This is a genomic window from Massilia endophytica (assembly GCF_021165955.1).
GTDB lineage: Bacteria > Pseudomonadota > Gammaproteobacteria > Burkholderiales > Burkholderiaceae_D > Rugamonas > Rugamonas endophytica.
Genome location: NZ_CP088952.1, coordinates 854,791 through 870,644, shown reverse-complemented (window position 1 = coordinate 870,644; position 15,854 = coordinate 854,791). Strand labels below are relative to the sequence as shown.

Below are 15,854 nucleotides of genomic sequence, written 5' to 3'. Positions count from 1 at the left end.
CACAGCTCGCACGCTTGATCAAGAATGCTGCGATCAGGCGTCGCGGGCGCCCAGGGACTGGTAGAGCTGGCCCAGGCGCGGCAGCACGGCGTCCGTCGCGAAGACGGCGGCGACCTTGCGGCGCGCCGCCTCGCCCATGCGTTGCGCCAGCTGGGGATCATCCAGCAGCTGGGCCCAGCGCTGCGCCAGCGCGCCCACGTCGCCGGGCGCGACCAGGAAGCCTTCGACACCATCGCTGATAGCATCGGGAATGCCGCCCACGGGCGTCGCCAGCACGGGCAGGCCCCAGGCCATCGCTTCGAGAATGCTCATGGGCATGCCTTCGTTATAGGAAGGCAGGGTGTAGATGGTGGCCTGCCTGAGCGCGCTCAACTTCTGCTCGCCCCGCACCCACCCCAGGAAGGCGGTCTGCTCGCCGATGCCCAGCTCGGCAGCAGCGGCGCGCGCCTGCTCAACCTCGCCATCGCCGCCCAGCGCCAGCTGCAGGCCGGGATGCCCATCCTTCAGCTCCCGCGCGGCCGCCAGCAGGTCGTACACGCCCTTCCCTTTTCCCAGGCGCCCGAAGAACAGCGTCTGGCCCGGCACCCGCTGCGACCAGTCCGGCGCGGGCTGCGGCAGCAGCACGGGGTTGTAGATGACGGAGATATTCGGATTGCGGCTCATGCCGCTCACCCATTGCCGCCAGCGCTCCGACAGAACGATGATGTGGGCGGCGTGGTCATAGATGAAGCGGATCAGGCGGCGCTTGAGCGGCCCGCTCTCCTTCTCGTAGAAGAGATGGAACTCGCCGCCGTGCAGGTGCAGGATGGCCGGAACACGGAAGAGAAAAGCCAGCAGGAAGAAGGGAGTCTTGCGCCAGAAGCTGTTGCGCGAGGCGGTATGGCAGTGCAGCAGCGACACGCGGCCCCGCAGCAGCAGGCCGGCGAAACTCAGCAGGGCGCCCGCCGCCGCGCGCAGCTTGGTCCAGCCGCCGCCGTCGCGATGGGTGGAGAGATAGCGCACTGGATACTGCTGGAACAGGCCAGCCTCCCGGTAGACGTTGACCACGGCCGCCACCCCGCCCATGGTCTGCGGGTCGGTGCCCACCATTACGATTTGCTTGGTTTCCTTCATGGCCAGACATTAACAGATTGTCAAATTTGCGGCATTGTAAGCTCCTTCATTCGTGCGCTAGAGCACAATTGACTGGACGGAAGGAAGCCGTCTATAGTTTTTGAAACTTACAAATCCAACAATAGATCAAATGTCCTCCGCCGCAGCAAAAAACCTCTCACTGTTGGGCCGTCATTTGATGCGGCGCAATGCCCTGGCGATGTCGCGCGTCCGCGGACTGCGCGAGCGCGAAGGCGCCTCCCCTTCCGCCTTGCAGAGCATGCAGGACGAGCTGCTGTGCGAGACCATCCTGGCGGCCCAGGCCGATATCCCCTGCTACCGCGCCCTGCCCGCCCTGCTGGACGGCGAAGATCCCCGCGCCTGGCTGCACCAGCACGCGCCCGTGATCGCGAAAGCCGACCTGGTGAGCCGGCGGCAGGACTTCTATCCGAACGGCGGCCGGCGCCGGCCATGGTGGCCGCTGGGGAAAACGAGCGGCACCTCGGGCTCGCCGCTCGAAGTCTTCCGCAGCATCGATTCCGTGATCTGGGAGGAGGCCTTCCACCTGCAGTTCTGGGAGTGGGCAGGCTGGCGGCCCGGACGCGCCCAGGCCGTGCTGCGCGGCGACCAGATCAAGCCCATCGAAGACCAGAAGCCGCCCTACTGGATGTGGGACCGTTTCGGCCGCCAGCTCTTCCTCTCCACGCGGCACATGAACAAGGCCACGGCGGGAGCCATGCTGGACGCCATCGAGCAGTCGGGTGCGCGGCAGCTGCGCGGCTACCCGTCCTCGCTGTTCGACCTCGCGCGCCACGCGGAACGCCTGGGCCACCGGCTGCGGCTGGATGCCGTGATTGCCGGTTCCGAGCCCCTCTACCCCGGGCAGCGGGAACAGATCGAGCGCAGCTTCGGCTGCCGGGTGTCCGACTTCTACGGCATGGCGGAGCGCATCGCCTTCGCCGCCCAGTGCGAGCACGGTTTCTATCACCTGAACCCCGAGTATTCCTACGTCGAGATCCTGGACGAGGACAATGCGCCCACTACGGACTTCGGCAATATCGTCGGCACCACGCTGCGCAACCTGGCCATGCCGCTGCTGCGCTACCGTATCTCCGACCGCGCCCGCTGGCTGCCCGGAGACTGCCCCTGCGGCCGCCACTACCCGCGCATCGAGCTCTCCTCGGGCAAGGTGGAGGACCAGCTCTTCGACGCCGAAGGCACGCCGGTAAGCGCCTCCATCATCACCTTCGCGCTCAAGGGCCTGGACAGCATCGAGAAATCGCAGGTGGCCCAGACCGGGCCTGGCGAATGGGTGGTGCGCATCGTGCCGGGCGAAGGCTACGACGTGCACAGCCCGGAGCGCATGCGGCAGAACTTCCAGACCTATGTGAGCCAGAAGATCGCGCTGCGCATCCAGCTCGTGGAAGACATTCCCCTGCAGGCCAGCGGCAAATTCAAGTGGGTGTCGCAGGAATGGCCGGGCGCGCGCGAGCTGGGGTGGGCTCACGCAGCCCCCTCAAATAACTAGCGGTATCGCTCACTTCAGAGTTTTCAGCTCTTCACGCGCGTAAGGGGCGGCCCGGTGCTTCGGCGCCAACATCAGACGTTGCCGCAGCCCTTGCGCGCCTCCTCATTGCTGCGCTGCCATTGGCGCGCCTCTGCCTCCTTTCCCTTCCGGCCCGTCTCGACCACGCTGTTGTGCTCAGGCTGCTCACGCCAGCCGGAATTGAGCTTGCTCTTGCGCGCGACAGCTTCAGCGACAACAGGCTGCCCTCTCTCAGGAGTTCCCCCCCGACAGTTGGAACAGGAAGCCATCGCCATCTGACAGGCTGGCGATGGCAAGGCTCCGTTGAAATAGTGAGTGGGCTAGTTAGATTGTTCTGCAGCAACTTTCAGTAAGAATACCTTGCCTTCGGCCTGAGGTGTCGCAGAGTTAGGGTCCGATCTGCCCTTTAGCATCAACAGGACTCGATGAGCCAGTTTTGCTGATGAGAAAGGAGCACATCATGCCGAATTTTGGACGGGAGCCCGGCGCCGGGATGATGCAACATGCTGTCCTGGCCCTTGTTCTGCTCTTATCCCAATGGCCTTTCCTTTGCCGCGCACAGGACGATGCCGTGGGATGGCTCTATACCACTGGGTGGTTGCCGCCAACTTACGCTGTTGCGCCAACACCGGATGAAGCATGTCGGCGGATGAAACGAATGCTTCGAGACCAGTACTTGTATGCGAAACCGGCACCTCACATAGATGGTGCGTGGAGCGGCTCGATTTACGAGTGCTCGTATCGGCTAGCATTGGGAGGAATCATCATTACCGCGGACACGGCGCTTCGTTGTCCCCGAGACTCTTCTCGTGCTTGGCCTGGCATCTGCACTCGGCCTACCCTTCGTCAGCCGAAGCCTTCGGGTTGTCCATCAAACGAGCCAACTCACACAGTGGGCAATCCAGTCGTGATTACCTCGGGAATAAAAGTAGAAGAGGTAACAGACTTTGTATGGGGGCCGTCAGCCCTGCATCGCATCTTGCGCTTCTATCGATCTGCGCGTGAGGCAATGCCCAGTACGGCCCAGCATCAAGCTTGGTCCTTCTCTTTCGACCGGGGTTTTGAAGTGGTAAGAACCTCTATGGTTATTCCTTTTGAAGTCAAGATTACGGACAGCGACGGAAGTCTCGACAGCTATAGGAGAAGTGGCGAGATCTATAGTTCGCGAACTTCGAAGGGGGTATTGAAACCGCTGAATTCTAGCTACGATAGGTGGGCTCATCTGCGGCCGACGGGCTTGTTGGACATCTACGTGAAAGTAGGCAAAGCCTATCGACTGGCAAGCACTCACGCCGCAACGGGCTTGGGCATCAACTACAGCTACGACCAGGACAACAGACTGATTCAAATCGCAGACGCCTTCGGGCGCACCGTCGATCTTGAGTGGACACAGGACGGGAATCTCACAGCGATTCGCAATGTGGAGGGGGCAACACTCTACGAACACGAAGCCATGGATACTGGTGTTGCCAGCCTGCATAGACTTCGCGGCCAAGCCAGGAAAGGCGCGGGAGGCGAGGAACTGGCTACCACGCGTTACCACTACGTCGACGGAGCCACATGGGAGAGCCGTTTTTTTCTCGATAGCATCGAGCATGAACCAGGGGTGAAATTCGCCCAGTTCACATACGATGGTGAAGGCCGGGTTCTCGATTCTGAACATGCCGGCGCTGCCTACCGCTATACCTTCTCCTATCCTTGAATCGCCATCATTTCTCTAGACACTCTGCAGCCGTAGAGAATGCCGCTTTTCGAATTCGATCGGCGAAAGCCTTTCGCTGAATCCATGGCGACGCTTTGGATTGTAGAACATCTCAATGTAGTCGAAGACATCCTGCCTGGCCTCGTCGCGGGTCGAATAGGTCTTGCGCCGTATTCGCTCGCGCTTTAGCAACTGGAAAAAGCTCTCAGCCACGGCATTGTCGTGACAATTGCCTCGTCGGCTCATGCTTTGCACGAGGCCATGTGCCGCCAGGAAGTCGCGCCAATCGTAGCTGCTAAATTGGCTCCCCTGATCTGAGTGGACCATAACCTCTTCAGTCGGTTGTCGGCGCCATACAGCCATCAGCAAAGCGCTCATCGCCAGCTCGCGGTCGATCCGTGAACTCATCGACCATCCGATTACCTGACGAGAGAACAGGTCCAAGACAACTGCCAGGTAGAGCCATCCCTCACAGGTTCGCAGGTAGGTGATATCGGTGACCCACACCTTGTTTGGTTCAGTAACATCGAACTCCCGTTGCAGGTGGTTGGGTGCGACGACCGATGGTGGGCCGCCGCGCTTCGACTTCCGCTTGGCGTAGCCCGTTTGAGAACGTATGCCCTCAGATCGCATCAGGCGATGAACTCGGTTGATCCCGCATTGCTCACCAAGCTCCTGCAAGTCATCGTAGACCTTGCGGTAACCGTAGACCGCGCCGCTCTCCAGCCAAGACTGCTTGATATGGCCAAGCAGCCGTCGGTTCTCTTTCTCACGCGGACTTTCGGCAGTGATGCACCAAGCGTAATAGCCGCTGGGGTGAACCTTGACCATCTTGCACAGCCGCCGGACTGAATGCACGGCCTGGTGCTCGCGAATGAAGGCGTACCTTACCCGGACGTCTTGGCAAAGTACGCCGCGGCCTTTCGCAAAATATCGCGCTCCTCGGTGACGCGTTTCAGTTCGGCCTTCAGGCGCCGCATTTCCTCTGTCTGGGCGTCGTTGGCCTTGCGCTCGGCCTCGGGAACGCCGTAGCGCTTGATCCAAGCGTAGATGCTGTGAATGCTCACGCCGAGGCGCTCAGCCACCTGCGCTGCTGGATGCCCGCGATCCAGCACCTGCTTGACCGCCGCAACCTTGAATTCTTCCGTGTACCGCTTTCCGCTCATGATGACTCCTTTGCCTAAATTATGGCTCAGGAGTGTCTAGTGGTATGGTGGCGATTCATTGGTCTCCCTGGAATCAATGCCAATCGTTTGTGCAAGATGTGATTCGAGCCTGTTCAACAGGTCCGAAGATGGATCCGAACAAGCTGCCTCCCGACTATCTTACTCCGCGTCCTCATGACTGAATTATGAACAATTCTACTAATGCGAAGTCCATACGGTGGTCTCTGTTTGTGGGCTTAGTGGCATGTATTTTGATCCTTCTGTATTCGGCAGTAGGGTTGCTGCAGGCACTGTTTCCGCTTGGCGCCGGTCCCAACGCTTCTATGGACAGAGTAGTTTTGAATTCTGGAGTGTGGGGCGGCCTTGTGCTGATTTTCCTTGGCCTCGCTGCATACTTGATAAGGAAGTTGATGAAGAACTGATGCGCCTATCAAAGCTGTTGCCTAGCGAAGCGCTAAGACTGACCATGCTATCCGGGCAGATCTCGCCAAGGCGGCGGAATTGCTGTACTGACGTACGAAGGCCAATGCGAAAATTTGCTCACATCTTAATCTGGGCGGCCACATCGCTTTGGGCCGGCGCACTAGGAAGCTGCTTCTTCAAGCTGGATTTTCTGCGGGCGTCCCTGATAGCCGGACTAGCATTGATTGTCAATGGATTGATCGCCGAATGGGAAGACTGGGGGAGGCATAGATGAGGGAGCGTCGGTACAGGCAGAAGAATGATAGGGGCAACGACGACCCACAACGGCTCATTTCTCCAAACAAGTGGAAGTTGTGGCTGTTCTGTGCCGTGCTTGCTGTTGCAGGGCTTGGTCTCTTCTTCCCAAACTGGCTCGGGCAGGCCTTCAGGTTTGACAACGTTTCCATTCGGTTCAGCGCGATGGCCTTCACCTTCGGCACGCTTGTTTGGGTTATTGGTGCGATACGCTGCAGGCACTGTAGGCTGAGACTAGTACTGTACGCAACGTCCAGGAAGGGAGCTGGGGAATGGTTGCAATGGCTGCTTACGGCGGAACACTGCCCGCGATGCGGGTGTACAAATGGTAGAAGCAAAGGCCTTGGTGAGGGATCGGAGATGCAGTGAAAACAGCAAGTCGCCAGGTGGGCCATGCAATGTCATCTCGTGAGGAGCGCCATGATCATCTGCAGTAGGCACAAGTAAAAACACCCGCAAGCATTGAGCTTGCGGGTGCAGGGTCCATTTCATCAGCCCGCCGGAGCGGGCTTTCGAATCGGCTTGAAAGCGATCAGTAGTTCGGCAGCGTGATGTTGACGCCGCCTACCGTCAGGGTGCGGCCGGTCGCCGTCGGCGTCAGCGCAATCGTCGGGTTCTTGCAGCCTACATCCAGCACGACCAGGAACTCCGCCTTCGTCGCAGGCGCCTTCACGAAGGCGGCATGGTCTTCCACCACGCCCGCTTTCGGGGCCGCGCCCACGCGCTTCTCCAGAGTCATGTCGCCCGTCACCGGACGCACGCACACACTGCGGTCGACATTGGTGATGGTCGCCACGTTGTTGGCCACGTTCATCACCACCGGCGCGTGGAAGTTCCATTCGTAGGTGTGGGCGGTGGCCGAGTCCAGCGTGTCGCGCACGATCACGGCGTCCATGGCGCGCAGATACCACATCTGGCGGCGGGCGCGGGTCAGCACGCCGTCATAGGCCGGGGTCGCATCGCCTTCCACATAGTCCATGCCGGGCGTGCTGGCGAAGGACGTGATGGTGCCGTTGCGGGTCAGGTTCGTGTCGTAGTTGCCGCCCACGTTCTGGCCCTTGCCGCCGTCGAAGGTGATGGCGTTGTGCGCCTTCGTCTGGCGGTACCAGTCATTCCACAGGGGCGAACCATACCAGTCCATGTAGCCGCTTTCGATCAGCAGCGGACGGCCGCCGCTGTTGAGCACCAGGCTGTTCTGGTCGCCGTGGCTGTGGTTCAGCGAGCCGTAAGGGCTGGACTTGAAGTACAGCGAAGTGCGCAGCGGGTTGGTGATGTCGCTGTGCATGGCCGCCCAGCCGATGCTCGGATACAGGGCGCCATTCGGCGGCGCGGTCGTGGTGGTGGCGCGCGTGACCGGCAGGGGGTACGGCGCCTGCAGCAGGGTCAGCGGATCTTCCTCGCCGCCCAGGCTCTTCGAGTACCAAGCCGCTTCCGGCGTGTCGAAGCGCGAGGCGAAGCCTTTCAGCTCGGTCGGCTGCGGGGCCTGCTCATGTTCGTCGCCGAAGGTATGGCGCACCGAACCGGGCGGCTGGAAGTGCACGAAGGAGCGCATGAAGCCTTCCGACCAGGGCTTGTCGAACAGGTTCACGCCCGTGGCGTAGGCAAGGGGCTGCCACACTTCCAGCGAGCTCAGCGCAGTGTGCTGGCCGTAGGACGTGCCGTTGGCGAAGCCGCCTTCCGGACCGGACCACGGGTAGATGGAGTGCACGTAGCTGCGCACCGACCAGTCGAACCATTTCTCGGCCGACGGAATATCGCCCAGGGTCAGGGCGGCGATCAGGGCGATGTAGCCCTGCACGGTCTGCCCGTGGGAGTCGAAGGGGAACTGGTCCATGCCGCCGCCGCTCGACACAGACCAGGCCTGGAAGGCGTCGTACATCTGGTTGGTGCGGTTCTCGATAATGCCCAGCCAGCGCGCCTTGGTGGTGGCGTCCAGGTCAGCGGCCAGGAAGTCGACGGCCTTGGCCAGGGCCATGGCGATCATGCGGCAGCCCTGGTCGGACGAGGCATAGCTGGTCGGTCCGCTCGGGCTCAGGGCCGCCAGCTGGTTGCCGCGCTTGATTGCTTCGTTCAGGAAGGTGCGGTTGCCGGTCAGGCGCCACAGCAGGGCCGAAGCCTCGACCTGGCGCGTGACGTCCATCATCGCCCAGCGGATGTTCGACAGCTGGGTATTCACGGCGGCCGTCATCGTGCCGGTCGTGTTCAGCGTCCAGTTAGCATCCGTATACACGGGGATGGAGGTGATGCGGACCAGTACGGCATTCGACAGGCGAGTCAGCGGGGCGCCCCGCTCGGCGGTCTGGGCGGCGCTCCAGGTGCTCTTGAGCGTGGCGCTGCCGTTCAGGCCGCGTGGATGGACCTTGGCAGTCACGCGCTGCTTCAGCACGGCGTTCTCCGGCACAATGAAGGCCTTGGACTTGGTGGCGTCGATCACGAAGGAACGGGGCGAAGACCAGTCCGTGCTGTTGGCCGGACGCACGCGCCACGTATAGGTGCCGGCCGCCAGGGCCGCGGTGGGGAGGAACCAGTTGCGGTCGGTGGTGAAGGTTTCGGCGACGCCGCCGGAGCGGGTCAGCTCCAGCACATAGGCGGCAGGCTTGGTGCTGTGCATGGCCCAGGTGAAGCTGGGCGGGTTCTGTGGCTGCACTTGCAGATTGGCCGGCGCGGGACGCACCACCCGGGCGCTGGGCGATTGTGCCCAGTCGGCATGGCTGACATTGCTGACGGCGAAGGCCAGCGCGATCATGCCTTGCAAAATATTAACAGTCCTAAATTTCATGGCAACCTTTTGAGAGAGAAATAAAATACCCCCCGGCGCCTTGCGGGTGCCGGCATCATCGACTGTTCGTCGCCGTGTGTTTTTTATTCTTGAAAACGGGTCCAGGGCTGGAACGTTTTTTCCACCGGGCGCGGCAGCATTTTGGCCGCGCAGTGGGATCTGGCAGCTTGCGCCAGAGGTGTGCACGGGAGGGATTTTACCGTAGTTCGCCATAAAAATTGCCGTACGGAAGGAAAATTTTCCAAATAACCGCGAAACATTTTCAAAACGTTATTCGTTCGTTGCAGCTTTCCGACATCTATTATTAGCTTATACAGCGATATTTCTAACTCTTAATATTGCCTTCTTGACCTTTCTCCATCAGCCAGAATGCGGGCCGGAATGGGCTCCGCCGGGTCGGGCATGCGGCGCAGGAAACCGCGCAGCGCCCCGATGAAACATAGGTGCCAGTGCAGCAGGGCCATCAGGGCTTCACGCCCGCTGCGCTTGCGCACTGCCTGCACAGCCCAGGCCGCGCCCAGCACGGCCAGCACGCTGCCGCCAAGGGCCAGGGGCCACCGGGCCCCGCCTGCGGCGGCGAGAACGGCCAGCACAGCGGCCGCGCCATACAGCACCGGCGCCGCGAACACAAAGGCGCATTGGCGCAGGCAGTCGGCCAGCCAGGGCCGGCCCAGCGCCCCCCGCAGAAGCACGCCCACGGCCTGGATGCGGCGGTTTCTCCATAGGCGCAACAGCATTTGCAGCGAGTCTTCATTATGCCCGGAATGAAAAACCGCGGCGTCCGCTAGGCGCACCAGGCGGAAGCCCGCCGCGCGCAGGCGCATGCCCAGTTCGGCTTCCTCGTAGGCGGAAAGCCAGCGGTTGGACAGATAGCCCACCTGCTCGACGGCCGAACGCCGGTACAGGCCCCCTCCCCCCAGGCTCGCCACATCCTGTTCCGGGCGCAGGCGGGCATATTCGCGGGCGCGGTAGTTGTCGGCCAGGGTGTTGAACTGGGTATCGACCAGGCGGCCGCCCACGCCCGCCACATCCGGGTGGGCGTTCAGGTACTGGTGGGCGCGGCGCAGAAAGGCGGCATCGAGCTGCATGTCGCCATCCAGCACATAGATGAAGCGCCCGCGCGCGAACTGGTAGCCCAGCTGCAGGCCCGCCCCGCAGCCGCGGTCGGCGGCGGACGCGAACTGCACGATGCGCACGGGGAAGCGCTGGGCGATCTCGATGGTGCGGTCGGTGGAGACGGAGTCGGCCAGCACCACTTCGCCGTCGAAGCCTTGCAGGGCCGCCAGGGCCGAACGCAGGCAGGCTTCGATGTGTTCCTCCTCGTTCAGGGCCTTGATAATGATGGTGATGTCGGGAGACTGGGCCATCGTTCACCCGCCCAGGATCTCGTCGCGGCTGGCGCGCAGGATGGCCCCTGCCCTCGCCCGGCGCCCGCGCAGCAGGGCCTGCAGCATCTCCTTGCCTGCCCGCAGGTAGCAGGCGGGCAGCAAGGCGGGCACGAACTTGCGGTACAGCTTGTAGCGCGCGCGGCACATCGTGTACACGGAATAGGTGCTCTCCGTGCGTTCGCCCGTTGCCGCGCCCGCCTTGTGATAGACCACGGCATCGGCCGCCAGGGCAAAGCGGAAACGGCGCCGCGCACGCCAGGCCCAGTCGATCTCCTCGAAATAGAGGAAGTAACGCTCCTCCATCTCGCCCACCGTGTCTAGGAAGTCGCGGCTGACCAGCATGGACGCGCCGCTCACCCAGCCCAGTTCGGCGCTCGCGGCCGCCGTGTCCTGCGGCGTCAGGCGGCTGCGGCGCAGGCCATTGCCCAGCAGGCGGCCATACACGCGATAGCGCGAGAACATGCCCCCGCCGAGGGCCTGGATCCGGTCGGGCTCATGGTAATAGCACAGCAGCGCTCCTGTGATGCCGGCCGCCTCGCGCAGCGCCACCGCCTGCAGGCGCGGCAGGGTTTCGGGCTCGACCACCGTGTCGTTATTGAGCAGCCAGACGTAGGCGCAGCCGGGGTCGCTCAGCGCGAGACGGATCCCCACATTGTTGCCGCCAGCAAAGCCGAGGTTGCCGCCTGTGCGCACGATGAGCAGGGAGGGCGTGTCGGGTCCGATACGGTAGCCGGCAGGCTGGTCGAGCACGGCATGCCGCAGGGGCTTGGGCAGTGCGGGGCTGCTCAGGGCGCCCAGCGGGCCGGCGGCCGGGGCGACCGTCAGCGTGCCGCTGGCCCAGGCCGCCAACTGCTCCACGGAGTGGTCGCTTGAGGCGTTGTCGCAGACAATGACGCCGAAATTGTCATGGTGCAGGCGGAACACGCTTTCCAGGCACTCGACCGTGTCGCGCCAGCCGTTCCAGTTCACCAGCACGATCCAAACCTTAGGCTGCATGGCTGACTCCCCGTACGGACACCGGCGCCAGCGCGCCTGGCTGCGCCTCCGGCAGGACGGCGGCCGCCTCGCGCCGCGAGGCCTCCTCCAGCACCAGCAGCGCGGCCACCAGGGCATAGGCGACAGTGAAGCCGGAATTAATCGACAGCACCGACTTGCTGATGAGCAGAACGGTGAGGGAAACGGAGATCAGTCCGGCGGCCGTGCCGTTGCGGTCGGGATAGCGGTAGTACAGCAGCAGGCCGTAGAAGATGGAGCCGAGCCAGAACGCGCCCGCCAGCACCAGGCCGACCAGGCCTGCGTCCAGGCTCAGGCCCAGCCAGTAGTTGTCGATGTTGAAGCGGGTGCCGTCATAGAAGCCCAGCTTGATGGCGCCCATGCCGCCGCCATAGCCGAACAGGGGCTCGTCCATCACGAGGGGAATGCCCCGCTCCATCATCAGCACGCGCATCATGGAGCTGCTGACTTCGCTGGCCGTGCGGCCCGCGACCATGGCCATGACCTCCTGCAGGACCACATAGCCTACCCCCAGGATCACGGGCAGCAGCAGCGCGATGGCGGCCAGCAGCAGCACGCCGCGGCTGGAGCCCCCGTGCAGCTGGCGGCGCGGCATCAGCCACAGGATGGCGGCCAGCAGGGCGCCCGCCATCAGCACGGCAAAGCCGGAGCGGCTGCCCGAGGCGCCGATGACGAACACGGCCAGCGGCAGGAAGGCGGCGCTGCCCCAGCGCATCCAGCGCTTGCGGGTGGTGACGAAGAGGGCCGCCGCCAGAGGCACCATCATGCCCATGAATTCGGCCAGCACCATGGGGTGCTCGAAGGTGCCCTGCGCGCGGTAGCGGCCGTCGCGGAACTTCTGGCGGATGATGTCCATCTGCACCGCGGAATCCTCGGCGCTGACGGAGATGAAACGGTCGAACAGGGTGTGGCGCACCATGGATTCGTAGCTGGCGAGGAGGGCCTGGGCCACCGCCACCACCACCAGCAGGGACAGCATGCGGTGCACGTCCCCCGCGTCGCGCAGCACGGCCAGGACGATGAAGAAGAAGATGTAGCAGGAAAGCACGTCCGTCACCATGGTCAGCACCTGGGGAATGGGCTGCTCGCCCATGGCCGAGGTGAGGATGCGCCAGGCCATGAGGGTGGGCACGAGCAGCACCAGCAGCTTGTGGCTGCGGCAGCGGTCCTTCACGCGCTGCATCATCTCCTTGCTCGACAGCACCCAGTAGCCGCCCAGCACCAGCAGGGCCAGCCAGGCCAGCTTGATGGGGCTGAGCGCAGGCAGGCCGCCGAAGCGGTAGATGACGTAAGGCGGCCACAGGTTCAGGGTGGCCAGCAGGCCGAGCAGAAGGAAGAGGAGGAAGCCGCCCGGCGCGCGCTGCTGCTTGGGCAGGACCCAGATGGCGATGAGCGCGGCCACGGCGCCCGGCACCACCATCAGGCGCACCAGGCCGCCCGGCGGAATCACGGCGGCCATGAGGCCGAGCAGCAGGCAGAGGAAGAGCGCGCCCAGTCCCATCAGCATGGCGCCGACCAGTTTGCTTCTGGGCAGCATCAATCTTGCGTTCCGTAACATATCTACTCCTTCGCGGCCTGGCGGTTGCACCAGAGCCAAAATACGATTTGTGCCAGTGGCACCCATACAGCATAGACCCCCAGGCGCACCCACACCGCACCATCCAGGCCGTAGTGCGGAATGGCCCAGAAACTGGCCGCCACCACCGCCGCGCCCGTGACGCAGGTGAGCGCCATGTTCAGGCGCAGCAGGCCGCGGCCGATCCACTGCGGCGTCATCAGCAGCGCCAGGCTGATGCCCAGCACCGTCGGCAGCAGCATGCGGAACAGCGGCACACTGGGCGCGAAGGCCTGCCCCGCCACCAGCGGCACCACCAGGGGCGCCAGCAGCCAGGCCGCCACGGCCAGCCCCGCCAGTCCGCCCAGCAGGCGCCAGTTCAGGCGGCGCTGGCGCGGCCAGTAGGCGTCCGGCGTGCTGTTGGCCAGGCCGCCGTAGACGATCATCAGCGCGCTCTGCGGCACGATCAGCATCAGCGCCACCATCTGCTGCGCCAGCTGATACCAGCCCACCTCCGGCTTGCTCAGGTGATGGTTGATGAGCAGCAGGCTCACCTGGTCCAGCAGGAAGGCGCTCACCGTCGTCAGATGGATCGCCAGCCCCGAGCGCAGCAGGGGCTTCACTTCCCGCTGCAGCCAGTTCAGCGAACCGCCCGCCAGCTTGAACAGGGGCCATGCCACCAGCAGGCCCACCAGCAGCTGCCCGATCAGCTGGGCGCTCAGCGCCCCCGCCACCCCCCACCCCAGCGCCATCACCAGCAGGAAGAAGGCGGCAAAGCCCACGGTCCGGCCAATGTACTGCGCCCGGTTCAGCAGCCCCGTCTGCGAGGCGGCCGCGCCGATATTTCCCGAATACTGTTCCCACACCAGCAGCGGCACCGTGGCCAGGGCCAGGACCATGGACAGCGGCCCAATGCCCTTGAACAGGGCCCCGCCGCTGCCCAGGTAGAGGGCCGCGGCCAGGCCCAGCGCCAGGGCCGACAGCAGGCCCGCCATGCCGCCCAGGGTGCCCAGCTGCTCGCCCAGGCTGGGCTTGGCGGCCGCTGCCTGCAGGCGGTGCTGCAGCGCCTGCCCCAGGCTCAGGTTGCACAAGGTGGCGAACAGCGCCGCCCAGGCGGTGGCGGCAGCGAATTCGCCCCGCCCTTCCGGCCCCAGCAGCCTGGCCGACACGAACAGCATGGCCAGCGACAACAGCACTCCATATCCCTTCGCCATGCTCATGCCGGCGATCCGGCGCAGGTCGCTCATGAACCCGCTTTCTGCAGGGGCGCCACGCCCGGCGCCGGCACCGGATGCGAGCCGCGCCGGCGCGGCGCAAGGCAGCGCGCCTCCACCAGGTGCCAGGACAGCCAGGCGCAGGCCAGCACCAGAGGCGTCGCCGCCAGGGTCACGGCCGCCGGCCCGGCCACGCCAAGGGCCACGAGGGTCTGCTGGATGGGGAAGGCATACAGGTAGACGCCATACGAGAGGTCGCCCCAGCGCTCGGTGCTGAAAGGCAGGATCCAGCGCGGATGGCGGCCGATCCACAAGGCGCCGTAGCTGATGGCCAGGCAGGCGAACACGGCGAAACCGGGGAGCTCGAAGGCCGCCGCCGCGGCCCACAGCAGGCCCAGTGCGGCCGCCGCGCCGCCGTGCAGGGGCAGCCAGCCGCGCCACAGCTGGCACAGGGCGCCCACCATAAAATAGGGAATGAGCAGGTAGGTGCCGCTGCTGCGTCCGCTCAGCAGCAGGCCCCAGGCCAGCAGGCAGGCGGCAGCGGCGGCGATGCCGGGCAGGAGGCGGCTGCCGCCCTGCCCCGTGCGGCGCAGCAGCCAGACGGCGGCGCCCACGGCAAGATAGAGGCCGAACTCGATGGGCAGGGTCCACAGCGAGCCGTTCACGGCGGCGCCGTAGGGATTGCCCGCGAAGACGCCCGGCAGTTCGTACTGCAGGCGCAGCAGGGCCGCGTTGCGCAGCACATAGGTGGCGACGGCGCTGCTGGCGAAATAGTCGGACAGGGGCAGCAGCGTCATGAGCGGTCCCAGCACGAGGGCCGTCAGCAGCAGCACGGCAATGAGGGCCGGGAAGATGCGGCGGATGCGCGCGTCGAGGAAGGACCGGAGGCTGCTGCGCGAGTAGGCGCTGCCCGTGATCAGGTAGCCGCTGATGGCGAAGAAGACGCCCACGGCGAAGGTGCCGAAGGTCATCTGGTTGCCCGTCAGGCGCATCAGCGGTTCGGCATAAGGGAGGCCGCTCAGGTGGTAGCTGTGCGAGAACAGCACCAGCCAGGCCGCGGCCAGGCGGATCGGGTTGAAATTGTTATTGTCGGCCCGCGCGATCATTGCCGTTCCGACTGCAGCAGCTGCTGTTCCAGTTCCAGCAGGCGGCGGCTGCGCTCCTTCACCCGGCGCGCCGGGCTGCCCACGTAGATGCCGAAGGGCTCGCAGTCGCTGCGCACGAGCGACAGCGCGCCCACGGCCACGCCCTCGCCTATCGTCACGTTCAGGGTCACCACCGAGCCGCTGCCGATGATGACGTGGCGGCCGATGTGCACCGGACCGTTCGTGATGTTCGTGTAGGCGGCAGGCACGGTGGGGTTGGTCATGTGCTCGCCGCTGTAGTCGTCGTTGCTGGAGTAGACGGCCACGCGCGAGGAGATGTTGGCGAAGTCGCTCACGGTGATGCGGCCCTTGCCGATCAGCGTGGACATCACGGCGATATGGACGTTGCGCCCGATCTCGATGCCGCCCTCGCCTGCCGACAGCACGCAGAAGTCGTCGATGCGCGAGCGGTCGCCGATGCGGATGCGGCCGGGGTTGTGGAAGGAGGCCAGGCGCGAGATCTGCACGCCCTGCCCCACGTGGGCAAAGCCGATGGCGGCGATCTCGTTCTCGGTCATGAAGGAAGCCATGCGTTC

General features: G+C 64.3%; 11 protein-coding genes. 2 read left to right on the top strand and 9 right to left on the bottom strand.

The annotated features are described in order from the left end of the window. Positions 1-33 precede the first annotated feature (33 nt). Positions 34-1,089 carry a glycosyltransferase family 4 protein gene (locus tag LSQ66_RS03985; protein ID WP_231768519.1) on the bottom strand — a complete coding sequence of 352 codons (1,056 nt, stop codon included), beginning with the start codon at positions 1,087-1,089 and terminating at the stop codon, positions 34-36. A gap of 202 nt (positions 1,090-1,291) precedes the next feature. Between LSQ66_RS03985 and LSQ66_RS03980 the strand changes: the two genes are divergently transcribed. Both LSQ66_RS03980 and LSQ66_RS03975 read left to right on the top strand, forming a co-directional pair. Then, positions 1,292-2,620: a phenylacetate--CoA ligase family protein gene (locus LSQ66_RS03980; RefSeq protein ID WP_231768518.1), complete on the top strand. Its 1,329-nt coding sequence runs from the start codon at positions 1,292-1,294 to the stop codon at positions 2,618-2,620. Between the two features lie 910 nt (positions 2,621-3,530). Next, on the top strand, positions 3,531-4,340 hold the full coding sequence (locus tag LSQ66_RS03975; RefSeq protein ID WP_231768517.1) for an RHS repeat domain-containing protein: 810 nt from the start codon (positions 3,531-3,533) through the stop codon (positions 4,338-4,340). A gap of 15 nt (positions 4,341-4,355) precedes the next feature. Here the strand turns inward: LSQ66_RS03975 and LSQ66_RS03970 are convergent. The 8 genes from LSQ66_RS03970 to LSQ66_RS03935 all read right to left on the bottom strand — a co-directional run bounded on the left by LSQ66_RS03970 (position 4,356) and on the right by LSQ66_RS03935 (position 15,848). Then, positions 4,356-5,506 (bottom strand): IS3 family transposase gene (locus LSQ66_RS03970; protein ID WP_231766978.1). Its coding sequence is split into 2 segments (ribosomal slippage): positions 4,356-5,266 and positions 5,266-5,506, totalling 1,152 coding nucleotides; the frame shifts between segments, so codons are not numbered across the junction. A gap of 1,249 nt (positions 5,507-6,755) precedes the next feature. Continuing rightward, on the bottom strand, positions 6,756-9,002 hold the full coding sequence (locus tag LSQ66_RS03965; protein ID WP_231768516.1) for a heparinase II/III domain-containing protein: 2,247 nt from the start codon (positions 9,000-9,002) through the stop codon (positions 6,756-6,758). A 332-nt stretch (positions 9,003-9,334) separates the two neighbouring features. Further along, complete coding sequence (locus tag LSQ66_RS03960; RefSeq protein ID WP_231768515.1) at positions 9,335-10,369, bottom strand: glycosyltransferase family 2 protein; 1,035 nt, start codon at positions 10,367-10,369, stop codon at positions 9,335-9,337. 3 nt (positions 10,370-10,372) lie between these two features. After that, positions 10,373-11,386, bottom strand: a complete 1,014-nt coding sequence (locus LSQ66_RS03955) for a glycosyltransferase (RefSeq protein ID WP_231768514.1) — start codon at positions 11,384-11,386, stop codon at positions 10,373-10,375. Then, positions 11,376-12,941 carry an O-antigen ligase family protein gene (locus tag LSQ66_RS03950; protein ID WP_231768513.1) on the bottom strand — a complete coding sequence of 522 codons (1,566 nt, stop codon included), beginning with the start codon at positions 12,939-12,941 and terminating at the stop codon, positions 11,376-11,378. The genes LSQ66_RS03955 and LSQ66_RS03950 overlap by 11 nt, the downstream gene beginning before the upstream one ends. Positions 12,942-12,964: 23 nt before the next feature. Continuing rightward, positions 12,965-14,206, bottom strand: a complete 1,242-nt coding sequence (locus LSQ66_RS03945; protein ID WP_231768512.1) for a lipopolysaccharide biosynthesis protein — start codon at positions 14,204-14,206, stop codon at positions 12,965-12,967. Continuing rightward, complete coding sequence (locus tag LSQ66_RS03940; protein ID WP_231768511.1) at positions 14,203-15,279, bottom strand: acyltransferase family protein; 1,077 nt, start codon at positions 15,277-15,279, stop codon at positions 14,203-14,205. The genes LSQ66_RS03945 and LSQ66_RS03940 overlap by 4 nt, the downstream gene beginning before the upstream one ends. Then, the gene (locus tag LSQ66_RS03935; RefSeq protein WP_231768510.1) at positions 15,276-15,848 is read right to left on the bottom strand and encodes an acyltransferase; all 573 of its coding nucleotides are present in this window, start codon (positions 15,846-15,848) and stop codon (positions 15,276-15,278) included. The genes LSQ66_RS03940 and LSQ66_RS03935 overlap by 4 nt, the downstream gene beginning before the upstream one ends. Between the last annotated feature and the right edge of the window lie 6 nt (positions 15,849-15,854).